A 25965-nucleotide genomic window follows, 5' to 3' on the forward strand; every position below is an offset into this window, starting at 1 on the left:
TGGTAGCTCGTCGGGCTCATAACCCGAAGGTCGCAGGTTCAAATCCTGTCCCCGCAACCAATGGTCCCGTGGTGTAGTGGTTAACATGCCTGCCTGTCACGCAGGAGATCGCCGGTTCGACCCCGGTCGGGACCGCCATTTTAAGGCTCGGTAGCTCAGTCGGTAGAGCAGAGGACTGAAAATCCTCGTGTCGGCGGTTCGATTCCGTCCCGAGCCACCATTTTCAAATGAATAACGCCGGCTTAGCTCAATTGGTAGAGCAACTGACTTGTAATCAGTAGGTTGGGGGTTCAAGTCCTCTAGCCGGCACCATGTAAGTTTCGGAGGGGTAGCGAAGTGGCTAAACGCGGCGGACTGTAAATCCGCTCCTTCGGGTTCGGCAGTTCGAATCTGCCCCCCTCCACCATTTACATTTTATATAGGGGCATAGTTTAACGGTAGAACAGAGGTCTCCAAAACCTCCGGCGTGGGTTCGATTCCTACTGCCCCTGCCAAAACAGCATGGCGGCTGTGGCGAAGTGGTTAACGCATCGGATTGTGGCTCCGACACTCGTGGGTTCGATTCCCATCAGTCGCCCCATTTTTAAAATATTACTTTACAAAATAAATGAATCGTGATAATATACTAAATGTCTTGATTGATAATTTTAAGTAATAAAATAACAAATACATCATATTAATGTATTAATTATTCGGTGGGCTATAGCCAAGCGGTAAGGCAACGGACTTTGACTCCGTCATGCGCTGGTTCGAATCCAGCTAGCCCAGCCATTTTTGCGGAAGTAGTTCAGTGGTAGAATACAACCTTGCCAAGGTTGGGGTCGCGGGTTCGAATCCCGTCTTCCGCTCCAAATTTAATATGGCGGCATAGCCAAGTGGTAAGGCAGAGGTCTGCAAAACCTTTACCACCGGTTCAAATCCGGTTGCCGCCTCCATATTTTGCCGATGTGGCGGAATTGGCAGACGCGCACGACTCAAAATCGTGTTCCGTAAGGAGTGTCGGTTCGACCCCGACCATCGGTACTGATAAGACGAGATTAACTCGTTTTTTTTTTTGCTTATTAAACGTGAATATATTGTAATATCAAGCGTTCCTACATAGTGGGGACGGTTTTTTATGTATTCTCCTTTGTAAATTATCGTCTCATACGTTACCTATTACGCATTAATGTAATTCTGTCTAATCGTACGAATTAGGTCTTATTCGTCGAAAGGGGAAAGACGTAGCAATGTTTTAGGCGACGGAGAATGAGCTATTGTGCGGCAAGAAACTGAAACGTTTGATGACGTGGTGAGCCTCTTTCTTAAAGAGTGTGGTATGTGCAATCTTAGGATCCTACACAATGCGATATTATCGTAACGAACTCACAATTAGTGTAAATAAAAAAGCCATAGCGGTGTATGGCTTTTCTTTCTAACTATTATATTGTTATGCTTGTTGTACTGGTGTGTCACCTTTATTGTAAGCAGGTGCAGGAAGATCAGCGTGACTTTCTTGTACTTGAACGGAACCATTATCAGGTTTTGATATGAAATGGTCTGCGTGGGTAGCTTGCTGTGTTTCAAAAGAATTACTTAAGCCAAAAGAAAGAACTCCAACAACAGATAAACCAACAGTAATAGCACCTAATTTTTTCATTATTTTAACGCCCCTTTACTTAATAGTTTGTGCTTAGCTTCGTAACATGTATTAAAATAATCGCTGACTTTTTCATGATTATTCAACTTACGAAACTCAACAGCTAACAATTCTCCATATTCCTCAACATAGTCCCATAATCCTTCTTTCTCAAAATAAGAAATTCCTTCTTTTACCACTTCCTCTACTAAATTAATTGAAAGTCCCTCATTTAATGCTTTTAAAATGTTGAAATGATAGATATATTCTTCGTTTCCTGTTTCAGAACAAATTTTTAAACCTCTTTCAATTAATTCTTGTGCAATACTTGTTTCACCTAGTTTATAATGTTCTCTAGCTTGTAGAAAATTGGCTTTGAAATGATTAGGAATTTTCCCTGTTACTTCAGATAAATGACGAATAGCTAAAGTAGATAAATTTTGAGTAGCATATAATAAGCCTAAATTATGCCTAACTACTAAAATTAATCTTTCTTCATTATATTTCTGTAAAATATCGACTGCACGATTTAAATGCTCTTCAGCTTGCTCGAACTGTTTTAAAAATATACATGCAGTTCCTAAAGTATTTTCGCATGCGGCCATTTTAATTTCATATCCAGCATGTTTCGAAAATACCTCTTTAGCTTTGTTAGTATATTGAATGGACGCTAACATCTTAGAAGTATGATGATTAAATACAGCGAACTTTTGATTAAATTCAGCCTTTTCTAATTCATCAGGGATATACTTTAACAATGTTTCAGCTTTTTCATAATGTTCTCTTGCTTCATTATTATTCCCGAATATAAGGGCATGTTCAGCTTTGAAAAAATGGTAGTAGTAAGATGTAATCTCATTTGTTGGCCTGTTAAAAGACTCAATTTCATCAAAGCTATCTTTTGTGATACTCAATCTATCGGTCAAAAGTTTATATCTAAAATCAAGTAATAAATAATAAAATAATAGATTTTCATCTTCTTTAATACTAGCAATTTTCTCTTCAATTTCTTGTTTTAAATTAGCTGCTTTTTCTACTTGTTGCTGTAACATAACTTGATACCAATCATTTAACAGCTTTGAAATCTGTTCACTCCCTTTTATTTGAACGTTCATGAAATCCCCTACCTTTTTTCTGAATATTATTATAAATAATATCATAATTACATTTAATGGGAGTTAAAATTGTATATTTCTCAATAATTGTCTGACAATTTTAATTTTCAATGCAATATCGAATGGGAATTGTGCTACAAGAAAAATTCATTTTTTGCATTTAGTAGGTCAAATGGCTTGCATAACACTAACAATTCATGTAACATCTGAAAGGTTAGAATAGTTGTCAAAACCGGCAACTTACCTAATATGAATGTAAAAGTGATCATGAATAACTTACCAAGTGTTTTCTACTGTGATAGAAGACGCTTTTTTCTTTCCAGGGTTTTAAATTACAAATTTGTAAGGAAGTTGTAAGAGAAATCAATTGGATATTTTTTAAAATACAGGTATTCTTAAATTAAGAGCAATGAATGCTGAAAGAAATGAGGTGTCTCTTGTGAAGGAACGAATGGCATATCGCACTGCTTTGAATCATCATATTTCTTTAGCACCGATAGCAAAGTTTATTTTTAAAGCCCTTATATTATTATTATTGCTTAGTGGTGTACTATTGTTTGCTGGAAATAAAATGATTGAAAGCAAGGATATAAGTAAGTTAGCAGTACCTGCTCATTTTGAGTTACCAGAGCAACTAGGGAATGCATTTATCGCAACGGAAGATAAGAGATTCTATCATCATAATGGATTAGACTATATTGCAATTGTTAGAGCTACAGTAGAGAATATAAAGGCTGGTGGTGTTGTACAAGGTGGTAGTACAATTACTCAGCAGCTTGCAAAGAATGTTTTTTTAACAAATGACCGAACGTTTTCTCGTAAATGGAATGAAGTTTTTTATGCTAAAAAAATTGAGCGAACATTTACGAAAAATGAGATTTTAAAACTTTATGTAAGCAACATTTATTATGGAGAAGGAGCATGGGGAATTGAGAAAGCTGCGAAACTTTATTTTGGTAAGCAGGTGGATCAATTAACATTAAGTGAAAGTGCTATGTTAGCAGCCATTGTAAAAGCACCAGCTTATTATTCTCCAATACAAAACTATGATAAGGCTGTTGAAAGACGTAATATTGTGTTGAAGCTCATGGAGCGAGAAGGATATATTACTCATGCTGAATATGTACAAGCTAGAAGTGAAAAGCTTGTTATTCATCATGATATTCCTAATAAACCAATAGAACGTGAGAAAGCTGTGAGTTAAGAGTGAGTTCAAAAAGAATTCACTCTTTTTTTCATGAAGAAGAAAAACGGGACACAATATTGTCACATTTGTTTGATTTTGTCTATTTTACGAACAACTTCAATGGACTGTTTATATGAGAGTTGATATCATAAATATTGTATGTATAGGACATACAAAGAATAAAACATTAAAGAGGAATGTATATGAAGTCAAAAAATATTATGATTCTCGGTGTTATTTTTTCTATCGCGGTGCTTATTGTAATTGGGACTATCGCGTACAGTCTTGTGAATGATAAGAAAGAAAAAGGGAAAGATACGTTTTTATATGGCTCCCAGCAATCTATAGGAGAGAAAGATGCTCCGATTCATATTGTTGAATTTGGAGATTTCAAATGTCCAGCTTGTCGTACATGGGATGTAACTGTATTGCCACGCTTAAAGGAAGAGTATATTAATAAAGGGAAAGTTCAGCTTCATTTCATTAATTTTCCTTTTATCGGAAAGGACTCTAATCTAGGTGCAGCAGCTGGAGAAGCGATTTATAAGCAAGATCCAAAAGCGTTTTGGACATTTTATGATGAATTATATCAAAAGCAAGATCAAAAGAATGAAAAAGAAGAGTGGATTACAGAAGATCTAGTCGTAGATATAGTAAAACAAAAGCTACCTACGATTGATGTAGAGAAGTTTAAAAAGGATTTAAAGAGTAAGGAAATAAAAGATGTAGTGCAGAAAGATTTTGATCTTGCGCAAAAGTTAAAAGTACAAGGTGCGCCATCTATATATGTAAATGGTAAACTTGTTAATCCAGATTATGATAGTATTAAGGCGGCAATTGATAAAATTACGAAAAAGTGATGATATATTCATCACTTTTTCGACTTTTTTCGATAAATTTATTGCACCACCTTATATTACATGCTATACTTCTTAACATAAGTTAACAAGAAATTAATATTTTCTTCATATTTGCGGGTGTAGTTTAGTGGTAAAACAAGAGCCTTCCAAGCTCTGGTCGAGAGTTCGATTCTCTTCACCCGCTCCAGAAATTATTCCGAATTATTATTATTATTGTGATCAACGCAGTGTTTCGTTTCTCAGATAAACGAAGCATTGCGTTTTTTTACGTTTTGAGTGCATGAATATATGAAAAAATAGTAATGTGTAAAATGAAATGCATCTTATAAGGAGAGTAAACGTGAATTTTGAACAATTAAAACAAGATGTTATTGCGTATAGTAAAACAATTGGTATTGATAAGATAGGCTTTGCGAGTGCAGCGCCATTTGAGGAATTAAAACAACGCCTTATTCAGCAGCAACAATTAGGATACCAGTCAGGTTTTGAAGAGTCAGATATAGAAAAGAGAACGAACCCGGAGTTATTATTACCAGGTGCAAAATCAATTATTGCCATTGCATTGGCGTATCCTTCGAAGTTGAAAAATGCACCACTAAGCAAACGTGGAGAAAGACGAGGCATTTTTTGCCGTGCTTCTTGGGGACAAGATTATCATTTAGTTTTGCGCGATCGCCTGGAGAAGCTGGAGGCATATTTAATCGAACGTTTACCAAATATAGAAGTTAAATCTATGGTAGATACGGGAGAATTAAGCGATAGAGCTGTTTCAGAGCGAGCAGGTATTGGCTGGAGCGGAAAGAACTGTTCCATTATTACGCCGGAATTTGGCTCGTATGTATATTTGGGCGAGATGATTACAAATATTCCGTTTCCACCAGATACTCCAATTGAAGATCAGTGCGGGAGCTGTACAAAGTGTATTGACGTTTGTCCGACAGGGGCGCTTGTCCAAGGAGGACAATTAGATTCTCAAAAATGTATTGCATTTTTAACGCAAACGAAAGGATTTCTTCCGGAAGAATATCGAGAGAAGATCGGAAATCGCATTTATGGATGTGATACGTGTCAAACTGTTTGTCCTAAAAACAAAGGGATAGATTTTCATAATCATCCAGAAATGGAACCGGATCCTGAACTCGTAAAACCGTTATTAAAACCTCTTCTCACCATTAGTAATCGTGATTTTAAAGAAAAGTACGGGATTATGTCTGGATCGTGGCGCGGGAAAAAACCGTTACAGCGAAATGCGATCTTAGCACTTGCTCATTTTAAAGATGAAACGGCCATTCCGGATTTAATTGCTGTAATGAAAGAAGATCCTCGTCCTGTTATTCGCGGAACAGCAGCGTGGGCATTAGGGAAAATCGGCGGAGAAGGTGTGCAAGAGGCGATTGAAAAAGCGAAAGAACGGGAAAAAGATGAAGAAGTCCTTCATGAGATGAATCGTGGACTTGAATTATTAACTGAGAAAAAATAGCAGATTATCCCTCGGTCCCTCATATTGTAATAAGGGGAGGGGAGACTCTATGTCTGTAAAACAGTATCTTCAACAGTGTCTGCAAAGGCAATTGGATTATATAACAAATAAACGTATGAATGAGCCAGAAATTTCAGATGATATTGTTGACATGTTACACCGTAAAAAGAAGCTCTTTAATAGGCGGAATGCTGAGATTGTAAAAAGCAATGCTAACGTATCTTTTATTAGACAGTTAAAAGGTGTTAACTATGATGAAGTGGATTATCAAATTCATTTTCAGTATTTTATTCGTCATCAACATTTATTTTATGTAGAGGAAGAACAGATGGAGAGACGTTTACGATTAGAAGATGGATGTGTCAAGCAAGATATTGCAATTGGAACACCGATAGATGAACAGAAAATTGGAACGTTAGAACGTGAAGCAATAAAGGGAAAAGGACAATATATTCCATACAGTTATGATCGCTTAGAGGCAGTGAAATATGCAGAGCGGTGGTGGGATGATCGGAATCCAGCTTATCAAAACTTCCAAGATAATTGTACAAATTTTATTTCGCAATGTCTGCATGCTGGTGAAACACCAATGACTGGATTTCCGAATATTCGCAGTGGATGGTGGCAGCAAAATCGCCAATGGAGCTGGAGTTGGGCGGTTGCTCATTCTTTTCATTGGTACTTATCAAGTGATTCTCTAGGACTTCGAGCAAAGCAAGTTGAGAAACCACAGGACTTAATGCTTGGAGATATCATTGTATATGACTTTGAAAATGATGGAAGATGGAATCATACGACAATTGTCGTGGCAAAAGATGCAAATGGTATGCCTCTTGTAAATGCACATTCTGCCAATAGTCGCAGACGCTATTGGGATTATGAAGATTCAAGTAAGTATACACCGCAAATGAAATATAAGTTTTTTCATATTCTTGATAATGACTAGAGATTTTTTATCCAAGTGGTATAATACGTAGTAGAAAAAGATTGAGGTGAACATTGTGGGAATACATGTTGTTTTATATCAACCAGAAATTCCAGCGAATACAGGGAATATTGCGCGTAGTTGTGCAGCAACGGGTGCAGAATTACACTTAATTAGACCGCTTGGATTTTCTACTGACGATAAAGCGTTAAAGCGTGCTGGATTAGATTATTGGGAGCACGTAAAAATTACGTATTATGACTCTATTGAGGAATTTTATGAAAAAAATGCAAATGGTGAGTTTTTCTACTTAACAAAGTATGGAGAGAAAGCACACACAACATTTGATTACAGCAACGTAGAAAAAGATTATTATTTCGTATTTGGAAGAGAAACAAATGGTCTTCCAGCAAATGTGATTGAAGAGAATTTTGATCATTGCTTACGCATCCCAATGACTGACAAAGTCCGTTCTTTAAACTTATCTAATACTGCAGCTATTTTAATTTATGAAGCATTACGTCAACAAAACTTTCCAGGATTAGATGTAGAAATCGTTTATTAAAAGCCATCATATGATGGCTTTTTTTTTTAGAAAATAAATAACTTTTAATAACACTCTTGCTATAAGGGGTTCCGCCGCATGCCCATCAACCTAACAAAAATAAACTACCTTAAAATGATAAAACTGAGCAACTCAGGCAAAAACCTTGCTTTGGGAATAAGTGCCCAGTTCGTAAAAGGCTATTCCAAATCGTAGCTACAATAAGGACAAGCCAGTTTTGGCTTGTCCTTATTCCATGCCGCCCAGCGAATTCAAACGGCAATCACATAAAGCCGCTATTCGCCCTAAATCTATCACCCCTGCCACAACGCAGGCTTTGTCACCATGAACCATAGCATCGCCATTAAAAGAACAATGTAAATCCAAACAGAACGCCGCAACAATTGAATCAAGGCGTCCTTGTCTTGGCCAGTCTCGCTGAATTTCCGAATGGTCGGCGAAAAGGCGCGGGCCAGGAAAAATAATGAACTCGCCATGAGAATAAGGGTCATCACTATCCAAGGGGTCTTCCAAGTCCAAGGGCCCGCCAGTACAAGTAGAACCCCGGATACAACCAGTACATGCCCGGCATGCTTGGCCAGCTTGACCGAAAATCGGAATACATCCAGATAAGCGTGCTGCGCGTGGGCCTCTGAAGCCCTCAGTTTTTTGATGAGCGGAAGCAATACAAAAAACGGGCCGATGGATAAGATTGCACTGAAAATATGTACATACAGAAGCAGTCGATACAACATGTCCATCCTTATATCACATTAACCTTCGATGGGACGGAACTCATGAACCCAAACTCTCATTTTTGGCAGCCACGGCATGCCAGGGTGAAGAGACAGGATAGATTGCTTATATTCCTCCACATTCGCATAGCCTTCTTGACGGGCATGCTCATCAGTCAATTCGCCAAGTGACTGCGAGTAGACTTTTTCCACAACATACCGGTGACCTTGAAGCTCCATCACTTCCCCGACATCCGCATATCTCCCGTTGCGGCGAGTAGCTGTTTTCTGTCCTGCAAGCACTTTTTCAATGTCCTCCTGAATCGTGATAAGGCGTTCAATCGTACATGTTTTTGGCGGTAAAGCGTTCGTTTCATTTTGGTTTGTCATCTGGGTCACTCTCCTTTTTTCATTTAAGCATAAGCCAACTTTATCATATAAAAAAATTATTCTATATAGCAAGTTTCTACATTAATAGGGATAAAAAAATTTTATACAATGTTTATACGATAAACACCAATAATGGGAAAAAGCAACGATTGGTTTTGGTGCAAAAACCTCAAGATAATTGTAATTAATCTCTGAATCTTGGACATATTGATACTAGTACTCTAAAAAGGGATGTAATCGGTATGGAAAATCAAAATTTGTTCAAATGGAAGCATTATCTGTCTGGTATTATTTTACTAACCGTGAGATGGTACCTACACGGTACAACCTCAGTTTTCGTGATTTGGTGGAAATGATGGAGGGATTTTATAACAGATAAAAAGCGATGAGCAGGCTCATCGCTTTTTATTTTGTTCTTGGCTTATCATTGTACCCTGATGTAAAAATAGCAGTAAGAAATGTGAGCATAACACCTAAAATTAATAAAAGTTTCATAAATAATAGCCCCCATTCATATTTATCTCTATCATTTGTATTATATCGAATTTTCTTTCAATTTTGGTAATAAACTTTATAAAGAATGTGTATAATTTCATTTTGATTCGCACGAATGTTTAAGGACATCCTCGCATACTTTTATAATAATCCGCTTGAACAAGGAGATGGGGGAGGAGCTATAATGGATATTTTAAAGAAAATTGAACAGCACCGGGAAGCAGAAGAGCGTTTAAAGTGGGAAGGGACATTTGCTGACTATTTAGAGATTCTGAAGGAAAGACCAGGGGTGGCACAAACAGCACATTCTCGTATTTATAATATGATAAAGGATGCTGGAATTGAGGAAGTAGACGGCAGAAAAAAATATAACTTCTTTAGTAATCAATTATTTGGATTAGAAGAAGCCTTAGAGCGCCTTGTAGAAGAATATTTTCATCCATCTGCAAAACGATTAGATGTAAGAAAACGAATTCTATTATTGATGGGACCAGTTAGCGGCGGAAAATCTACATTAGTTACAATGTTAAAGCGTGGATTAGAGGCATATTCACATACTGATCGCGGGTCTGTCTTTGCTATAAAAGGTTGCCCGATGCATGAAGATCCGCTTCATCTAATTCCGCATCATTTACGTAATGACTTTTATGCAGAGTATGGAGTGCGGATTGAAGGGAATTTATCGCCATTAAATTTAATGCGTCTAGAACAAGAGTACGGCGGTAGAATTGAAGATGTAATCGTCGAGCGCATTTTCTTCTCGGAAGATCGCAGAACAGGGATTGGAACATTTAGTCCATCTGATCCGAAATCACAAGATATTGCTGATTTAACAGGTAGTATTGATTTTTCTACTATTGCTGAATTTGGTTCAGAATCTGACCCGCGCGCTTACCGTTTTGACGGGGAGTTAAATAAAGCAAACCGCGGAATGATGGAATTTCAAGAGATGTTAAAATGTGATGAGAAATTTTTATGGCATTTATTATCACTGACGCAAGAAGGAAATTTTAAAGCAGGTCGATTTGCATTAATCTCCGCAGATGAGCTAATTGTTGCTCATACGAATGAAACAGAATACCGTTCCTTTATTTCGAATAAGAAAAATGAAGCACTTCATTCTCGGATTATTGTAATGCCAATTCCATATAATTTACGGGTAAGTGAGGAAGAGCATATTTATGAGAAAATGATTCATGAAAGTGATGTTTCCGATGTGCATATTGCACCGCATACCCTACGCGTCGCAGCGATGTTTACCATTTTAACACGCCTAAAAGATCCGAAGCGGTCAGACATCGATTTAATTAAGAAAATGCGTTTATACGATGGTGAAATGGTAGAAGGATACAATTCCATTGATATAGAAGAATTGCAGCGGGAATACCAAGATGAAGGTATGAGTGGGATTGATCCGCGTTATGTCATTAACCGCATTTCTTCGACGATTATTCGTAAAGAAGTAGCATCAATTAATGCATTAGATGTACTACGTTCTTTAAAGGATGGATTAGACCAACATCCATCTATTAGTAATGAAGATCGGGAACGCTATATGAATTTCATTTCATTAGCGCGTAAAGAATATGATGAAATTGCGAAGAAAGAAGTACAAAAAGCATTTGTATATTCATATGAAGAATCAGCGAAGACACTGATGGATAATTATCTAGATAACGTAGAGGCATATTGCAATAAATCGAAACTGCGTGACCCGTTAACGGGAGAAGAAATGAGTCCGGATGAAAAACTAATGCGTTCGATTGAAGAACAAATTGGTATTTCCGAAAACGCAAAGAAAGCATTCCGCGAAGAAATATTAATTCGTATCTCTGCATATGCTCGCAAAGGAAAGCGGTTTGATTATAATTCACACGAACGCCTTCGCGAAGCAATCCAGAAGAAACTATTCGCTGATTTGAAAGACGTTGTCAAAATCACAACATCAACGAAAACACCAGATGAAAATCAATTGAAGAAAATTAATGACGTTGTAGCACGATTAATCGATGAACACGGCTACAACTCCACATCTGCAAACGAATTACTCCGTTATGTAGGAAGCTTATTAAATCGATAATCATCATAACAGAAAAGCTGTCTCTTACTTGAGACAGTTTTTTTGTATCCTTTATGTAAAACATTTCTATGAACGGCCAGATACCCTTGTCCTCTAAAAAAGAAAGAGGTTTTCAAATTCTCTTCGCTGCTATGAAAAAACAACATGTCCTGAACTCGTATGCTCCCTCTTTTTAAAACATGGCAAGTGGCAAAAACAGGCCCTGACCGCACCTATACACGGTCAGAAGCACTCGCCCTCCCCAAAAAAGAAAAGGTTTTTTAATTCGTTTTTCAACTTGTATATATAAGTCCTGCTTGTCCACTATGAATAAATTAAAATGCAATCTTATGAATTTATTTGTCAATTATTTTCACAACTAGCATATGATAGAGTAACCAACCATTCATACAGAAAAAAGCCAACACAATACAATATGTTGCATAGCCGTAAAGTGTGCAACAATGCATTGTGTTTCTTTCTAAATTATGAAAGTGTATGCATTCATTGTTTATTTTTTAACTAAAAAATTTATGTTTTAAAATGTGTTTTCATGAAAGTATAAAAAACTATGTAAGGAGGGAAAGGAATGACAGAAGAAAATCAAAATAATTATACGATCTCCCAGGAAAATTGGTCCCTCCATCGTAAAGGACACGATGATCAGCAACGTCATCAAGAAAAAGTACAAGAGGCAATAAAAAATAATTTACCAGACCTTGTTACAGAAGAAAGTATTATTATGTCCAATGGCAAGGATGTTGTAAAGATACCAATTCGTTCACTAGATGAATATAAAATTCGTTATAACTATGATAAAAATAAGCATGTTGGTCAAGGGACAGGTGATAGTAAAGTCGGTGATGTTGTAGCGAGAGATGGATCGAGCGGTCAAAAACAAAAAGGACCAGGAAAAGGGAAAGGCGCCGGGGACTCTGCAGGGGAAGACTACTACGAGGCAGAAGTATCGATTTTAGAGCTAGAGCAAGCATTTTTTAAAGAATTAGAGCTTCCTAATTTACAGCAGAAAGAAATGGATGAAAATCGCATTGAACATATTGAATTTAACGACATTCGCAAAATGGGCCTTTGGGGAAACATTGACAAAAAACGGACGATAATCTCTGCTTATAAACGAAATGCAATGAATGGGAATCCAGCCTTTCATCCAATTAAACGAGAAGATTTAAAATTCCGTACGTGGAACGAAGTCTTGAAACCAGAATCGAAAGCCGTTGTGTTAGCAATGATGGATACGAGCGGTTCAATGGGACTTTGGGAAAAATATATGGCTCGCAGTTTCTTCTTCTGGATGTCTCGTTTTTTACGTACCAAATATGAAACAGTTGATATTGAATTTATCGCACACCATACAGAAGCAAAAGTTGTTACAGAAGAAGAATTTTTCTCAAAAGGTGAAAGCGGTGGAACCATTTGTTCATCAGCATACAGAAAAGCATTAGAATTGATCGACACAAAATATTCTCCAGAACGCTATAATATCTATCCATTCCATTTCTCAGATGGAGACAATTTAACTTCTGACAATGCACGTTGTGTCAAACTGGTGCAGGAGTTGATGAAAGTATCTAATATGTTTGGGTATGGAGAGGTGAACCAGTACAACCGCCACAGTACACTCATGTCAGCATATAAAAACGTAAAAGATGAGAAGTTTCGCTATTATATTTTAAAACAAAAAGCTGATGTGTTTCATGCGATGAAGAGCTTTTTCCGTGAAGAATCGAAGGAAAAGATGGCCTGAACCCCTAAGTGCAGGGGTTTTTTTGTTTTTAAATGAAATGAAAAGGCTGTGCCAAGAGATTATTGAATAATGACATTTTGACACAGCTCACCTACTATAAATTAGGTGGGAATTACGATAATATATTTTGTGATTTTTTGATGAAGGTAAAAAAATCATTTTGTTTCTTTAAGTTATAAAGTTTTTAATAAAAAATAATGGATATATCATTAAAGATAAGTTAAATGCCCAAAATGCAATAGCTTGTAATCCAAGGCAAAAAGTTAATATAGGTGAAATTAAAGCGTAGGAGCTTTAAGAAGATTGTTTTTTTGTTAAAAAGATATATACTGTGCTATCTTTTACTTGGCTAAGGAGTTAATGGACATTCTGTATTCATCTCTCGTAGAGAATGCAATGAAATATTGAATAGAAAGTGCAAGAGTCTTGGACTATTTGGAGTAGTTTAGGGTATAACATGTTAGGCTATATCCCCAATTTTATCTATATCTCACCTATCCATTCATGCCCTATATAAATAAAAGCGAAGTCTTAAACAGGACTTCGCTTTTTCGACGTACGATGAATTACGGAAGTTAATAACAATCGTAAAAAGTGTACAACTTTTTGTTAGAATAATTTAATCTTAAAAAAACTTTGCAACAGAACCAACGAAACCAGCCGCTCCTGTTACAAGGATTTTCATGGGCGAGCAACCCCTATATAGTGTAAACCATGTTTTACTATTTCATTTTGTTCAATACAATTGCGGCCATCAACGATTTTGTATCCCCGCATTAATTTTTTTACTTGTTGCCAATCAAGTGTTTTAAATTCGTCCCATTCTGTGGCAATAATGATACAATCTGAATTTGTAATAGAAGGTTCCAATTCAGTATGTTGTGTAACTTGTTTTTTTACATGAGAAGGGAGATGGGCTTTGGGATCATAGGCATGAATCTCGTAACCGAGCGGAATTAATTTTTCAATAAGTGTTACAGCGAGAGAGTAGCGTGTATCATCTGTATTTGGTTTAAAAGAAATCCCTAAAATTGTTAATCTTTTTGACGAAGGATCTTTTAAATTGTTTTTGATTTTTTCAATGTAGAGATCTACTTGTGTCGAATTGATAGACTGCACAGCTTGTAAAATAGGGACTGGTACTTGTTTACTATTTGCTGTGTGAATTAGTGAATTCAAATCTTTTGGAAAACACGATCCTCCATAACCAAGTCCTGCTTGAAGAAAATGGGGATTAATTCGGAAGTCATACCCAATTCCTTTTGCTACTTCAGTAATATCAATGTGATAAGCATCGCAAATTCTGGAAATTTCATTTATAAAAGATATTTTCGTAGCTAAAAACGCATTCGATGTGTATTTAATCATTTCCGCGCCATTTAAACTTGTATGAAAGAATGGAGCTGGAATGCCTTTATATAATGCTTGCATAATTTCTAGTGACTTTGTGTCATCTTTTTGTATACCTACGACGGTTCTATCGGGAAAGAGCATGTCATGAACAGCAGATCCTTCACGAAGAAATTCGGGATTAGAAACGATATTAAAAAGTGAGGATTCTACACCTTTTTTTATAAGCATTTCGTGCATGAGTTGATTGGTACTTGGTGGAACTGTACTTTTCATGATAATGGTTTTATATGATTGTATCGTTTGAGCTAACATATCAATAATAGAGTAAATATATTTTAAATCCGTTTTTCCATTTGGCATGGAAGGAGTTCCTACAGCAATAAGAATAACTGGTGTTTGTTCAATAACTTGACTAATATCATTACGGAATTGTAACCGACTCCGATTTTTGTGCATAAGTTCTGCTAAACCTGGTTCATAGATAGGATATTCTCCTTTTTGGAGAGTATCAATTTTATTTTGATCTTTATCAACGCAAATAACATGATGTCCTAAATTGGCTAATACTACTGCTGATGTTAGTCCAACATAGCCAGAGCCAATAATACATATATCCATAAAATAATCATCCTTCTGAAATTAATACTAGTCCTTACTGTATCCCGCTATTTGCGGACAGTAAGACTCCCACCTCAAAATTCGGTAACAGCATTGTCCAGCTCTAGCGGCTAGAATCTCCGGCCGTTTCGCCTTCTCGGACGAGGCAAAAAGCGCCTCTCTGCCTTTGGCGCGGGCGTCCTGTGATTCTGAGCGAGCCGCTTCTGCTTTTCCAAAGAAGTTGGATGGGAGATAAACAGCTTGTAAAAGCCCGATTCGTGAGGGCTGATTAAAGTTTCACTTTATATTGATGGACAAGTTCAATTGGTGACATATGAAAAGGTCTATTCATCCCAGAAATGAACTCTTTTACATATAACGTTTCTATCTTTTCAACGTCATCTATCTTGTCCATATATAATAAAGAAACAGACTGTCCGTCATATTCGTCAATCCGCTTCAAATCGATAGCAGGTCGACGAATATAACGGACAATATACCAAAATTGTTCTTTTATGTTTCCTTTCTGTTTGGGACATGTACATAGAAGTGTTTCCTATTAATGGGAAATTTATTTTAAAATTTAGGTTAAACTCGTTTCTTTTCTTTGGCCGTATCCTTTTTTCGAATCCGCTTTAATACCATCGTCTGCCACATTTGATTTTAAATCGTTCCCAATAATTATGTCCACCAAAGAAAATGCGTTCCAATATATTTGATTTCATAACTAAAAACTACCACAACCTGAACAGTTATGGTAGTTCCAAATTTTATCCCGCTATTTGCCGGCAGTAAGACTCCCACCTCAAAATGCAGCGAAAGCATTGTCCAGCTCTAGCGGCTAGAACCTCCGGTCGTTTCGCCTCCTCGGACGGCCCGCGCCTCTCTCTGTATTTGGCGTGGGCGTCCTGCGATTCTGAGCGAGCTACTTCCACTGTTCTAAAGAAGTTAGGTGGAAGATAAACTGCCCGTAAAAGCACTCACCAATCAGACTCTTTTTATAGTGGTCGAATTTACCATCTAAAAGTATGGTAACGAATATGACATTTCTGTTGACACTTATCGTAAGCGCTCGTATAATCAAATTGTCAATAATGAAAATCACTATCAGTTAGGGTGTAGGGGGAAGCAATTCATGACATTCAAGTTAAAAGTATTATCTGCAGCAGCAGTAGCATCTTTACTTTTTGCAGGTTGTGCGAAAGAGGAACCGAAAAAGTCTGAAGCACAAGAGAAAAAGACAGAACAAACTGCTAAAAAAGAAGAAACAAAACAACAAGAAGTAGATTTTGTACAAGCTTACAAAGATGGAGTAGCTGAACTTGAAAAAGCAAAAGACGGCAAAGAGGTTGACTTTGATAAAGTAACAAAATTATACAAAGACAAATTACAATCCCTTGTTCAACAACGCGATGGTGAATTTAGCGAGCAAGTTGACCAAACTATTACAGCTGCATTAGAAGCAGGTAAAAAGAAAGAAATGGAACCAATGGTTGTAAAGCAACTATTTGATAAATTAATGCAAAAAGAGTTCTTCCAATCTATGCGCCATGAGTTTAAAGAGATTGACACAAACTGGAGTAAAAAAGATGAAGTAAAGAAAGAGATGGAAGAAGCACTTGCGTTTTATAAAGGTGTAGAAGGTACAGTTGGAAAGCGTGATACGGCATACGGCACACAAATGGCTTCTACAATTCAAGGCGGCTTCAATGAGATGAAAGCAGCAATTGACAAAGATGATAAACTTGCATTCGCACTTGGAAAACAAGTTGTAGATAAAACGTTAATGAAAACATTCTACTTTGCAACAGGAGCTGAGCCACACGGCTATGCTACGAAAATGGTAGAAGAAGCAAAAAAAGATGAGAAAAAAGCTAAAATTGAGCAAGCTGAGGGATGGGCATTTTATCAAGCTGTTTATCCATATGTAAAAAAAGCAGCTCCTGAAGAGGCAGACTTTATCTTAAAGCAATTTGATTTAAAAACAGATGTAAAAACAGTTGATGCAAAAGCGGTAAATAAAGCGTTTGTACGTGGATTTGCAAAAGTTGCATTAGGTGAGTATAAAGAAAGTCAAGAAAACTTCGGAAAAGATAAAGGTCCTGTTACAGCATTAGAAGGTGCTCTATTTATTAACATGATTGAAAATGATTTAAAAACAGTACTTGGCGAGCAGCAAACAGCGGAGTTAACAAAAACAACGCAATCTTATTTAGACGCAGTAAAAGCGAAGAAGAAAGAAGAAGCAGATAAGTTATTGCCGCAAATTGAATCCACATTAAATAAAGTGGTTGAAACAGCGAAATAAGGCTGAAATGTCTATATTCTTTGGAAGAAACCTTGTCTTGACAAGGTTTCTTCTTTTGCATAGGGTTGTAGAAGGTGGTGAACGAAATGAAGGTATTAATTACTGGCGGAGCGGGTTTTATCGGAAGTCATCTTGCATTGAAATTGTTAAAGCAAGGAAAGCAAGTTGTACTTCTTGATAATTTTCATTCCTATTATGCAAAGTCTAGAAAACTCTTTCAATTAGAACAAGTACAGAAAGCTGGAAAGGTTCCCTTTTATGAATGTGATATTTTGCAAAAAGATGATGTGAAAGCTGTTATGCAGCAAGAGAAAGTCGATGCAGTCATTCATTTAGCGGGCTTTCCGGGGGTAAGACCATCGCTTGAAATACCAGGTGCTTACGTTGATATTAATATAAAAGGGACAAGCAATGTATTAACATGTGCCGGCGAAGAAAATGTGAAGCATGTTATTTTTGCATCGTCTTCTTCTGTATATGGAGAGCAGGCTGGGATGCCTTTGCGAGAGGAAATGGCAAACGGACGTGTTCTTTCGCCGTATGCTGCATCCAAATACGGAGCAGAATCTCTTTGTCATGCGTATCAATATATGTACGGATTTCAAATGAATATTTTACGGTTCTTTACTGTATATGGACCGTGGGGACGTCCGGATATGGCAGTTGCAAGCTTCATTCGAAAGTTATTGAACGAGGAAGAGATTGTTGTGTACGGAACAGGTACAGGCCGTGATTATACGTATATCGATGATATTACAGAAGGAATCGCTCTTACATTACAATCACATCATAGTGATGTATATAATCTTGGGTCTAACGCGCCTATTTTAATGACAGAATTACTCGCGCAGTTAGAAACACATTTCCCGTTTATGCGTGTAAGGCGAGAAGCGCATCGTAAAGGGGACGTAACATCAACGTGGGCAGATATTTCGAAAGCGCAAGAACAACTTGGATATAGGCCACGTGTATCTTTTGCAGAAGGGTTGGAACGAACCGTTGCGTGGGCGAAACAATATTCGGATATTGTTTAATATTTGTGGTGTTTTTTTGCTATGCATCTTTTTTCTTTTGTCATGGCGGTCGTTTGAAGCATCTTCATTATTGAAACATCTTCAAACCCTATGGAAACAACCATACATGGTTATGTTTCTCATTATGATGTACGGTATTGCTTTTTTGTTACGTGCATATGCATGGAAACTGTACCTTCATCATCGTATAACAATAAAAGAAGCGTTATATGGACTGTTGTATAGTTTGTTCATTAACCATGTTTCTCCTCTAAAAGTTGGAGATGCTGTGCGCATTGCTGTGATTACAAAAGAGAAGAAAGTAACATTAGGGGAAGCAACGCAATCTGTCATCGTTCTTCGTATATTAGACTTACTTATTCTTGGTATGTTTGGAGCAGCGGGTATGTTTCTATTATGGAGAAATATCTTACTCAATGTTCCAGTCATTCTTACTTGTATATATATCGGAAGTGTGATGGTATTTCTTTTCTATAAGAAAGCACCGCAATTTGTAGATAAGCAGTGGAAGCAACTGAAAGGAGCGCTATTTACGGCAAAAGGCGGAATTATTTTGTTCCTTATTGCGCTGAGCTGGGTTTGTGAAGCATTTGTTATTTATGAAATTGCTCAGTCTTTGTCGTTTGTGCAAGCAGTTTGGGTAAATAGTGTGACCATTGCTGGACAAGTGTTTCAACTAACACCAGGCGGAATTGGTACGTATGAAACCGTTATGACATTTGCATTGCAAGCGGTAGGAACTACGCAATCTGATGCCTATCAATGGTCGTTAATGAGTCATGGTTTTAAATTTATATTTTCTTATGGTGTGGGAGTAATACTATTACTAGTGTATCCGATGGAATTACGCTCATTTTTCAGTCAGAAGGGAGAAAAAATTCGTTGGAAGAAGTAAAGAAAGCGTCAAAATTTGAAAAAGTAGTAGCGCGCTGTTGGAATCTACTAAATGAAGGGAAACCATTTACACCGATTTTTGTATTCGGTACATTTTTGTTGTTTTCTATTTCACAGTTTGGAAATCCAAATTTTGTGTCTGCTTTTTTTAGTAGCTTTTTATTCATTGTTCCGCTACTCGTTTTATATTATTTGTTTGATTTTCCATTGTTTTTGCGAAATTATTTATGGCTACCGTTCGTTGCCTATTTAATCGTATTTAAAATGGTGCATGTACCGTTATTATTATTTGCATTAGGATTATATTTTTTCTTTACGATCCTATTTTGGGGAACGTTATATTATCATTTACGTATTGGAACGTCTTGGTTAAACTTTACACGTTTTTGGAAACTCGTGCTAAAGAACAGTGATTCTACAAGCGGAAATGCACAGGAGCAAATGCCGAAGTTTTTGCTATTGTTATCACTTTGGTATTATTACTACCATTTCTTCCAAGAAGGTGGTACGTACGGTGCAGTAGATTGGAAAACACTGCTTATGTTTTACGGTGCTCTTGCAATATACACGATCATCTTACATCGTAATTTATTTGACTGGCAGCCAAAAGCAATTGCATCTTATACGAATAACATGCCGGAAAATAAAGAGGCACTGAATGAAAAAGTAGTTGTAATTGTTATTGATGGTATGCGTAAAGATCGCTTTGAAACAGCACATACACCGTATTTAGATTCTCTCCGAAAAAAAGGGACGGAGTTTTTAAATATGGAAACGGTATATCCAGCTCGAACCGTCGTATGTTTCTCTTCTATGTTTACAGGGACATATTCATTTGAGCATGGCATTAAATCGAACATGGTTTGGAAGCACGGTGTGAATGTAGAAAGTATTTTTGATTCGCTTCGAAAAGTAGACAAAACAGGGAAAATGCTAGCCGTTGCGCATTTAGTTGACGCGTTTGGTGAAGATGTGGAAACATTTACAGCTGTTATGAAAAATGATGTTGTGGATGGGAAGATTATGGAGAAAGCGAAACAAATAATGGATGAACAAGACCCAGATCTTTTTATTGTACAGCTCATTTCAACAGATCAAACGGGACATAGCCGTGGTGTGTTATATGATGAGTATTTACAAAAAATTCATGAGGCAGACCAGCATGTAAAACATTTTATCGAGCATTTAGAGAAAACAGGAAAAACAGAGAATACGACGTTTATCATTTGTGCTGATCACGGACAGGCAGATGGGATTGGCGGTCATGGCCATTTAGATGAAGGAGAACGATTCGTACCATTCTTTATGTATGGCCCTCATATTAAACAAGGTGTTAAGGTAGAAGAAAAGAAAAGTCTTGTCTCTATGGCACCGACACTTGCTTACTTATTAGGTGCACCGTATCCATCTCATAGCCGTGGTCCTGTGTTAGTGGAAGCGTTAAAGGAGCAGGAAAAGAAATGAAAGTAATTGTATTTATACCAGCCCTAAATGAAGAAGACTCCATTGCACATGTTATTCGAAAAGTACCGCGTCATTTTCATCCGAGTGTAACGGTAGAAGTTCTTGTCATTGATGACGGTTCAACAGACAGAACGGTGGAAGTTGCAAAAGAAGCTGGGGCGGATCATATCGTTTCATTTGCAAAAAATGGTGGTCTAGGTGCAGCCGTTCGAGCAGGATTAAAGGAAAGCTACCGCCTTGGGGCAGATATTAGTGTGATGATTGATGCAGATGACGAATATCCAGCAGATGAAATTCCGAATGTATTGCAACCTATTTTAGAAGGAAAAGCAGATTATACAATGGGATCGCGTTTTCGTGGCACTATTAGCGGTATGAAGCTGCATAGAAGGCTTGGAAACTATTGTTTTACGATGCTGCAATGTATATTGCTGCGTAAATGGATTCGTGATGGTCAATCAGGAATGCGTGCTTTTTCACGGCAAGCGATGGAGCACGGGGAAATTGTGCATGATTACAATTATGCACAAGTGATTACACTAAACTTAGTGCGAAAAGGATTTCGAGTTCAAGAAGTACCGATTACTTATAAAGTGCGTGAAACAGGGGAATCGTTTATTTCGTTTCGTAAGTATATGACGCGTGTTCTTCCCGCAATTTGGAAAGAGATGAAACGTCCGGTAGAGAAAGTTACGATTGACTATAATGCACATATGTTAATAGGAGAAAAGAGATGCTCATAGTAGGCATTTCTTTTCTTGACAATGAAAGTGATAATTATTATCATTTTTCCAGGAGGAACGATCATGAAAAAAATAATTACTTCATTATTTGTTAGTATTTTCTTAATATTCTCGATACATACGAGTGTATTTGCTTATTCCTACGGAAATCCGAACGAAGAAAAGGTTGCAGATGCATATAAGCAAATGGTCGCAAAGCTAGATGAAAATCCGACAAACTTTAAAGAAGCAAAGAAGGCATATGAAAATGTGCAAGAAGAAATTGATCAGCACATGGGAAAAGAACCTTCTAAAGCTATTATGAAAGACTTTGATAAACAAAATAAAGAAGAGATTATTACAGATATGCAAAAAATTCTTGCGCTTAATATTAATCGTCGTTTAACGAATGTCGATGAAAAATTTGGTGACTATGATACAAGTAAACGTTTGTTAGCAAAAGCATTTGCAACATATGATGCATTATCACCAGTTATTGCAGAGCGTAATAAAGAGTTAGATGTAAAATTAAAAGATGAATTTAACAAGGCGTTAGAATCACTTGGAAACCCTGGATTATTTGGAGTAGGACAAAAGGAAGCAAATCATGATGCTTTCAAGCAAAGTAAAGATGTCATTTTAACAAGTTTACAAAAAGAATTGAAAATTAAAGATTTTAGGGTTGGTCATTTTGATGTTAGTGGAAAAGAAGAAGCTTCAGCAAACAAAGGCCAAACAGAGTGGACAGATTTAAGTAACTTAAAAAACTGGGCTCCAATTGCGATAATTGTACTTATACTTGCTGGAGTCATTGTATATGCAGTAAGAAAACGCAAGTAAAGATGAGGAGGAAGAGCGATGCAATTGCAAGCATTTCTTATTACATTCCGTGAAGTATTAGAAGCATTGCTCATTGTTGGGATTATTACTACGTATTTAAAGCGTACGGATAATAAGCAGTTTGTGAAATACGTTTGGTTAGGAGCAGGTCTTGCGGTTGTAGCAAGTTATCTTGTCGCTCTTGTCTTCCAAGTTGTGTTTACTGGCTTTGCCGCAATGGGAAGTGAGATGTATTTAAAGATATCGATTATGTTCATTTCCGTTATTTTGCTTACGCAAATGGTATTTTGGATGGCAGAACATAGCAAAAATATAAAAGGCAACATGGAAAGTAAAATGAGTCATTATATTACGACTGGAAACGTAATTGGAATGGTTCTGCATTCGTTTCTTGTTGTGCTACGAGAAGGCGTTGAAACAGTGTTCTTCTTCGCGGCGATTACAGGTGGAAATATTGAAGCGGCACTGCAAGGCTGGGGAGCAATTACAGGCGTTCTTGTTGCAGCTCTTGTCAGTTACTTCTTCTTTAAAGGAACGATGCGTATTTCACTAAAAGTATTCTTTAAAGTAACGGGAGTATTTATTGTTTTCATTGCAGCTGGACTTCTTGTGCAAGGTATTTCCATGCTGCAAGATTTAAAAATAATTGGTAGCGTAATGCCGCACGTATACGATATTACGTGGCTACTCCCGGAGCATCCAATTGATTATGCTCACTATTTGCGTGATCATGGTACTGCACCGATTTTTTCAGGTGATATCGGTATTTTCTTAAAAGCGTTTTTAGGATATTCTTCAATGCCATCGCTTGAAGAAGTGCTTGCATATATCGGTTATTTTGTTGTCCTTTATATGTTAATTGTCTTTAAAAAACCTGCGAAAAAAAAGAAAACAGTAGCCGAAGTAAATAAATCAGTAAGCTAAAAGTACAAGGAATCTTCCTTGTACTTTTTTTGCAGAAAGGAAATCAGATGAAACAATTATTACGTATATGGGCAATTATGCTTTTTTCTAGTGCAATTCTCATTCGTTTTTTTTATGCAAGTCCGTTTGCTGCAACGTGGGATGAAGTAGATTTTTCGCTTGCGTTAAAGCAATATGACATATTAGCGATGCAGCCTCATTTTCCAGGGTATCCTTTTTTTATTTTAGGGGGAATGATGACACATCTTTTTATAGAAAATCCTGTGCAATCGTTAGGGATTTTTAATGCAATTATGGCACTTACCGCTGCTTTTCCAATGTATTGGATTGCACGCCGTTATGTAAGTAAAACGAGTGCTCTTATTGTTGTAGCTGTATTACAAACAAGCGGTTATTTTTCCATTTTAGTGACGCAGCCGATGTCAGAGGGAGCGGCGATAGCTGTACTGTGGTGGTATATGTGGAGCGTAGATCGAGCGTTTCGGACAAATGAATTTCGGGCTCAGTTTTGGCCAGTAATCTTATTTTCTCTATTAATGGGAATCCGTTTATCGTATGTGCCGTTTGGAATAGCGCTTATTTTATTAGTATGGCAGCAGTGGCATGAGGAGAAGTGGCGGTTTATTATTATATGCTGCACAGTTGTTCTTTCGCAACTCGTATGGATTGGGGCGCTTATTTGGAATATCGGCGGTTTAGCGGGATTATGGAAAATTTCTTTCGGATTTGTAGAAGGTCATTTTACAGAATGGGGCGGTGCGGTTACAGAAACGAGTGAACCGATTATATCACGTCTGTTTCGTTTGCTTTCCGAGAATATTGTATTTGCGGGAATCGGTGTTCATTCGTACGTTCTTGTAGGTTTCTTTCTTTTCTTTTTGTTTCTTTTTGTTTTACAATGGAAGAACATACGTTTCTATCCGAAATTATTTATAGCACTTGGCAGTGTATATTTTCTTTGGAATTTACTTGGACAAAATATCGATAAGCCACGTCATTCTTATCCAATTGTAGCAATGGTGCTTTTCGTACTTGCTATTTCATGGTTAAAAAAACATAGTGGAATCTTACTGCTGTTATTTGCAACACTTCAACTTATTGTCAGCATACCGCTTATGCAAGAACAAAAAGAAGCTGTGCCTGCAACGTATCAGCTAGCATCATATTTACAAGAAAAACAGCAGCCGTTTATCGTATATACATGGGAAGAGACACGTGTTATGGAATACTTACATGTACCATATGAACATAAACGCTTTTACACATATGACTATTTTTTACAAGATAAAAAATATCATAAGAATGATACAATATACGTTACGAATCATCTTATTGAAGGATTTCAAAACCAAGGGATTAATATAAAAGGACAGGTGGAAAAAGTTGCCGTCTTTCAGTCTAACCCGTTATTTGATCCTGTTTATCATAAAATAGTGTTATATAAGTGGAAAAAGGATTCAGTTGCAAAGTTAGTTGAAATGTAGGAAATCTGTGGTTGAAAACGACAAATTTTATGCATGCATCAACAATCTATATAATGTACAGTTTTGATTAAATTAACTTAATAAACCTTGATGAAAGGGAATATAGAAAAAGCGTGTTTTGAAAAAAGATTGTTCAAAACACGCTTTTTCTATATTCAAAAATCATCATCCTTTCATAAAAAGTTTGATGATTTTTGTGCTCATCGCTCAATTAAAGCGCCCGATTGTGGAAGATCTTAATTACTATGTCTTTTTGAACAAACCTACCTCTTTACTTTTTATAAAGTAAAGAGGTAAGTCAGCAGTTATAATGATGTCTGGGTAATAATAAGTAAGTTACCGTTGCTCATAAAAAAGCAAAGCCCGATTGGCCCTGCTTATTATTTGACTATTACTTTTCCATCCATTCCTTTCTGGAAATGGTACCGACATATCAGTTCATAAGTACCGGGATCTTGAGGTTTCACGGTAATGGTTCTTTCTTTTCCCGGCTGGACTTCGGCGTCAATTCTGAGCTTTTCCACTGTGAAGGTGTGCTCTTTCTTACCTTGGTTTTTCAATATCAACGTTGTCGTTCTTCCAATCGGAATAGTGATGACATTCGGATTAAAGTAATCATCGTTCAACTCGACCTCAATCACTTTCACTGACTCAATAGGCTGTGTTACGACGCCGGATTCAGCAAATACACTGAGTAAGCCCGGAGTTGTCACAACCAAAATCATCGCAAGTAAAACGACCAATCCAGTTAACCACTTTTTCACAGACATTCGCAATCCTTCCTTTCCTAAGCACTATTGTTTTCCAATTCATAAAATATTATTACTATAAATAGGGTTCCAACGTGCTTCAAATAGTAGCTCTTTTATCTGAAACAGTGACAAAGAAAAAAATAACGATCTTCTGGAATCCATTCTTCTTCAATTAACCTGCACCACTAGTTTAAGTGGAATACTTCATATTAATTCCTTCTTCTTACTCCAACACAGAATTTATTAAAATATAGTTAAAACGGTTTATCCCGCATTAACGGGCAGTAATACTTCCACATCAAGATTCGGCGAAAGCAAAGAAGTTAGGTGGGAGATAAACTGCCCGTAAAAGCCCGATTGGTTCAACTAATAATCAGTGGGGGATGAAGAAAACCCCCACTGATTAAAGTTTCACTTTATAA

Annotated in this window: 22 protein-coding genes, 11 tRNA genes and 2 pseudogenes; 27 read left to right on the top strand and 8 right to left on the bottom strand. The window is 37.0% G+C overall.

The genetic code is table 11. From position 1 onward, the window contains the following. The first annotated feature begins 62 nt into the window (after positions 1-62). From BM211_RS23025 to BM211_RS23070, 10 genes are all read left to right on the top strand, one after another. A tRNA-Asp gene (locus BM211_RS23025) sits at positions 63-138 on the top strand. Positions 139-144: 6 nt separating this feature from the next. Further along, positions 145-220 (top strand) — tRNA-Phe (locus tag BM211_RS23030). 16 nt (positions 221-236) lie between these two features. Beyond that, positions 237-312 (top strand) — tRNA-Thr (locus BM211_RS23035). A 10-nt stretch (positions 313-322) separates the two neighbouring features. Next, positions 323-406: transfer RNA gene (locus BM211_RS23040), tRNA-Tyr, on the top strand. A gap of 14 nt (positions 407-420) precedes the next feature. Continuing rightward, a tRNA-Trp gene (locus BM211_RS23045) sits at positions 421-494 on the top strand. Between the two features lie 10 nt (positions 495-504). Beyond that, a tRNA-His gene (locus BM211_RS23050) sits at positions 505-580 on the top strand. Between the two features lie 116 nt (positions 581-696). Continuing rightward, positions 697-771 (top strand) — tRNA-Gln (locus BM211_RS23055). Between the two features lie 5 nt (positions 772-776). Beyond that, positions 777-851: transfer RNA gene (locus BM211_RS23060), tRNA-Gly, on the top strand. 10 nt (positions 852-861) lie between these two features. Continuing rightward, a tRNA-Cys gene (locus BM211_RS23065) sits at positions 862-935 on the top strand. A 6-nt stretch (positions 936-941) separates the two neighbouring features. Then, positions 942-1023: transfer RNA gene (locus BM211_RS23070), tRNA-Leu, on the top strand. A gap of 406 nt (positions 1024-1429) precedes the next feature. Here the strand turns inward: BM211_RS23070 and BM211_RS23075 are convergent. Both BM211_RS23075 and BM211_RS23080 read right to left on the bottom strand, forming a co-directional pair. Continuing rightward, complete coding sequence (locus tag BM211_RS23075) at positions 1430-1639, bottom strand: Phr family secreted Rap phosphatase inhibitor (protein WP_035433511.1); 210 nt, start codon at positions 1637-1639, stop codon at positions 1430-1432. Beyond that, entirely contained in the window at positions 1639-2733 is a 1095-nt protein-coding gene (locus tag BM211_RS23080) for a response regulator aspartate phosphatase (RefSeq protein WP_035433512.1), read from the bottom strand. The genes BM211_RS23075 and BM211_RS23080 overlap by 1 nt, the downstream gene beginning before the upstream one ends. A 451-nt stretch (positions 2734-3184) precedes the next feature. Between BM211_RS23080 and BM211_RS23085 the strand changes: the two genes are divergently transcribed. The 6 genes from BM211_RS23085 (at position 3185) to trmL (ending at position 7749) form a co-directional block, all read left to right on the top strand. Next, entirely contained in the window at positions 3185-3937 is a 753-nt protein-coding gene (locus BM211_RS23085; protein WP_371261902.1) for a transglycosylase domain-containing protein, read from the top strand. Positions 3938-4122: 185 nt separating this feature from the next. Further along, positions 4123-4779, top strand: a complete 657-nt coding sequence (locus BM211_RS23090; RefSeq protein ID WP_035433514.1) for a DsbA family protein — start codon at positions 4123-4125, stop codon at positions 4777-4779. Between the two features lie 113 nt (positions 4780-4892). Beyond that, a tRNA-Gly gene (locus BM211_RS23095) sits at positions 4893-4966 on the top strand. Between the two features lie 153 nt (positions 4967-5119). Then, complete coding sequence (gene queG / locus BM211_RS23100) at positions 5120-6259, top strand: tRNA epoxyqueuosine(34) reductase QueG (RefSeq protein ID WP_035433515.1); 1140 nt, start codon at positions 5120-5122, stop codon at positions 6257-6259. Between the two features lie 49 nt (positions 6260-6308). Continuing rightward, entirely contained in the window at positions 6309-7205 is an 897-nt protein-coding gene (locus BM211_RS23105; RefSeq protein WP_035433516.1) for an amidase domain-containing protein, read from the top strand. Between the two features lie 55 nt (positions 7206-7260). Further along, positions 7261-7749 carry a tRNA (uridine(34)/cytosine(34)/5-carboxymethylaminomethyluridine(34)-2'-O)-methyltransferase TrmL gene (trmL, locus tag BM211_RS23110; RefSeq protein ID WP_035433517.1) on the top strand — a complete coding sequence of 163 codons (489 nt, stop codon included), beginning with the start codon at positions 7261-7263 and terminating at the stop codon, positions 7747-7749. 293 nt (positions 7750-8042) lie between these two features. Here trmL and BM211_RS23115 read toward each other — a convergent pair whose 3' ends face one another. Both BM211_RS23115 and BM211_RS23120 read right to left on the bottom strand, forming a co-directional pair. Beyond that, positions 8043-8483, bottom strand: coding sequence for a DUF2269 family protein (locus tag BM211_RS23115; RefSeq protein WP_081904879.1), 441 nt, complete (start codon positions 8481-8483; stop codon positions 8043-8045). An 18-nt stretch (positions 8484-8501) separates the two neighbouring features. After that, on the bottom strand, positions 8502-8852 hold the full coding sequence (locus BM211_RS23120; RefSeq protein WP_035433519.1) for an ASCH domain-containing protein: 351 nt from the start codon (positions 8850-8852) through the stop codon (positions 8502-8504). 242 nt (positions 8853-9094) lie between these two features. Between BM211_RS23120 and BM211_RS23125 the strand changes: the two are divergent. The 3 genes and pseudogenes from BM211_RS23125 to yhbH form a co-directional block, all read left to right on the top strand. Beyond that, positions 9095-9213, top strand: a pseudogene (locus BM211_RS23125) (IS6 family transposase); the annotation flags it as partial. A 318-nt stretch (positions 9214-9531) separates the two neighbouring features. After that, the gene (locus BM211_RS23135) at positions 9532-11427 is read left to right on the top strand and encodes a PrkA family serine protein kinase (protein WP_035433520.1); all 1896 of its coding nucleotides are present in this window, start codon (positions 9532-9534) and stop codon (positions 11425-11427) included. 568 nt (positions 11428-11995) lie between these two features. Then, entirely contained in the window at positions 11996-13171 is a 1176-nt protein-coding gene (yhbH, locus tag BM211_RS23140) for a sporulation protein YhbH (protein WP_035433521.1), read from the top strand. 168 nt (positions 13172-13339) lie between these two features. On the opposite strand, the pseudogene BM211_RS26590 reads toward yhbH, so the two are convergent. The 3 genes and pseudogenes from BM211_RS26590 to BM211_RS23155 all read right to left on the bottom strand — a co-directional run. Continuing rightward, positions 13340-13459: pseudogene (locus BM211_RS26590) on the bottom strand (DUF5360 family protein); the annotation flags it as partial. 393 nt (positions 13460-13852) lie between these two features. After that, complete coding sequence (locus BM211_RS23150) at positions 13853-15142, bottom strand: UDP-glucose dehydrogenase family protein (RefSeq protein WP_090999807.1); 1290 nt, start codon at positions 15140-15142, stop codon at positions 13853-13855. A gap of 268 nt (positions 15143-15410) precedes the next feature. Then, positions 15411-15638: a transposase gene (locus BM211_RS23155; RefSeq protein WP_081904880.1), complete on the bottom strand. Its 228-nt coding sequence runs from the start codon at positions 15636-15638 to the stop codon at positions 15411-15413. 618 nt (positions 15639-16256) lie between these two features. Here BM211_RS23155 and BM211_RS23160 point away from each other — a divergent pair. The 8 genes from BM211_RS23160 to BM211_RS23195 all read left to right on the top strand — a co-directional run bounded on the left by BM211_RS23160 (position 16257) and on the right by BM211_RS23195 (position 24791). Further along, positions 16257-17429 carry a hypothetical protein gene (locus BM211_RS23160; RefSeq protein ID WP_035433523.1) on the top strand — a complete coding sequence of 391 codons (1173 nt, stop codon included), beginning with the start codon at positions 16257-16259 and terminating at the stop codon, positions 17427-17429. Positions 17430-17515: 86 nt separating this feature from the next. Beyond that, positions 17516-18463 carry an SDR family NAD(P)-dependent oxidoreductase gene (locus BM211_RS23165; RefSeq protein ID WP_090999809.1) on the top strand — a complete coding sequence of 316 codons (948 nt, stop codon included), beginning with the start codon at positions 17516-17518 and terminating at the stop codon, positions 18461-18463. Continuing rightward, positions 18396-19358: a lysylphosphatidylglycerol synthase transmembrane domain-containing protein gene (locus BM211_RS23170; protein ID WP_231559717.1), complete on the top strand. Its 963-nt coding sequence runs from the start codon at positions 18396-18398 to the stop codon at positions 19356-19358. The genes BM211_RS23165 and BM211_RS23170 overlap by 68 nt, the downstream gene beginning before the upstream one ends. Then, a complete protein-coding gene (locus BM211_RS23175) occupies positions 19346-20821 on the top strand; it encodes an alkaline phosphatase family protein (protein ID WP_090999811.1) in 1476 nt (491 codons plus the stop codon). The genes BM211_RS23170 and BM211_RS23175 overlap by 13 nt, the downstream gene beginning before the upstream one ends. Beyond that, on the top strand, positions 20818-21564 hold the full coding sequence (locus BM211_RS23180; RefSeq protein ID WP_090999813.1) for a glycosyltransferase family 2 protein: 747 nt from the start codon (positions 20818-20820) through the stop codon (positions 21562-21564). The genes BM211_RS23175 and BM211_RS23180 overlap by 4 nt, the downstream gene beginning before the upstream one ends. A 63-nt stretch (positions 21565-21627) precedes the next feature. Further along, on the top strand, positions 21628-22383 hold the full coding sequence (locus BM211_RS23185; RefSeq protein ID WP_035433527.1) for a hypothetical protein: 756 nt from the start codon (positions 21628-21630) through the stop codon (positions 22381-22383). A gap of 18 nt (positions 22384-22401) precedes the next feature. Then, on the top strand, positions 22402-23307 hold the full coding sequence (locus BM211_RS23190; protein WP_035433528.1) for an FTR1 family iron permease: 906 nt from the start codon (positions 22402-22404) through the stop codon (positions 23305-23307). A gap of 47 nt (positions 23308-23354) precedes the next feature. Further along, a complete protein-coding gene (locus BM211_RS23195) occupies positions 23355-24791 on the top strand; it encodes a glycosyltransferase family 39 protein (RefSeq protein ID WP_090999815.1) in 1437 nt (478 codons plus the stop codon). Positions 24792-25171: 380 nt separating this feature from the next. Here BM211_RS23195 and BM211_RS23200 read toward each other — a convergent pair whose 3' ends face one another. Further along, positions 25172-25561 carry a cupredoxin domain-containing protein gene (locus BM211_RS23200; RefSeq protein ID WP_090999816.1) on the bottom strand — a complete coding sequence of 130 codons (390 nt, stop codon included), beginning with the start codon at positions 25559-25561 and terminating at the stop codon, positions 25172-25174. Positions 25562-25965: the final 404 nt, after the last annotated feature.

This window comes from Bacillus sp. 491mf (genome assembly GCF_900112415.1).
Lineage (GTDB): Bacteria > Bacillota > Bacilli > Bacillales > Bacillaceae_G > Bacillus_A.

Bases quoted from the DNA above. Each gene is read 5' to 3' on its own strand.
- BM211_RS23075 (WP_035433511.1), bottom strand. From the start codon at position 1,639: ATGAAAAAATTAGGTGCTATTACTGTTGGTTTATCTGTTGTTGGAGTT.
- BM211_RS23080 (WP_035433512.1), bottom strand. From the start codon at position 2,733: ATGAACGTTCAAATAAAAGGGAGTGAACAGATTTCAAAGCTGTTAAAT.
- BM211_RS23085 (WP_371261902.1), top strand. From the start codon at position 3,185: ATGGCATATCGCACTGCTTTGAATCATCATATTTCTTTAGCACCGATA.
- BM211_RS23090 (WP_035433514.1), top strand. From the start codon at position 4,123: ATGAAGTCAAAAAATATTATGATTCTCGGTGTTATTTTTTCTATCGCG.
- BM211_RS23105 (WP_035433516.1), top strand. From the start codon at position 6,309: ATGTCTGTAAAACAGTATCTTCAACAGTGTCTGCAAAGGCAATTGGAT.
- BM211_RS23115 (WP_081904879.1), bottom strand. From the start codon at position 8,483: ATGTTGTATCGACTGCTTCTGTATGTACATATTTTCAGTGCAATCTTA.
- BM211_RS23120 (WP_035433519.1), bottom strand. From the start codon at position 8,852: ATGACAAACCAAAATGAAACGAACGCTTTACCGCCAAAAACATGTACG.
- BM211_RS23135 (WP_035433520.1), top strand. From the start codon at position 9,532: ATGGATATTTTAAAGAAAATTGAACAGCACCGGGAAGCAGAAGAGCGT.
- yhbH (WP_035433521.1), top strand. From the start codon at position 11,996: ATGACAGAAGAAAATCAAAATAATTATACGATCTCCCAGGAAAATTGG.
- BM211_RS23150 (WP_090999807.1), bottom strand. From the start codon at position 15,142: ATGGATATATGTATTATTGGCTCTGGCTATGTTGGACTAACATCAGCA.
- BM211_RS23160 (WP_035433523.1), top strand. From the start codon at position 16,257: ATGACATTCAAGTTAAAAGTATTATCTGCAGCAGCAGTAGCATCTTTA.
- BM211_RS23165 (WP_090999809.1), top strand. From the start codon at position 17,516: ATGAAGGTATTAATTACTGGCGGAGCGGGTTTTATCGGAAGTCATCTT.
- BM211_RS23180 (WP_090999813.1), top strand. From the start codon at position 20,818: ATGAAAGTAATTGTATTTATACCAGCCCTAAATGAAGAAGACTCCATT.
- BM211_RS23185 (WP_035433527.1), top strand. From the start codon at position 21,628: ATGAAAAAAATAATTACTTCATTATTTGTTAGTATTTTCTTAATATTC.
- BM211_RS23190 (WP_035433528.1), top strand. From the start codon at position 22,402: ATGCAATTGCAAGCATTTCTTATTACATTCCGTGAAGTATTAGAAGCA.
- BM211_RS23195 (WP_090999815.1), top strand. From the start codon at position 23,355: ATGAAACAATTATTACGTATATGGGCAATTATGCTTTTTTCTAGTGCA.
- BM211_RS23200 (WP_090999816.1), bottom strand. From the start codon at position 25,561: ATGTCTGTGAAAAAGTGGTTAACTGGATTGGTCGTTTTACTTGCGATG.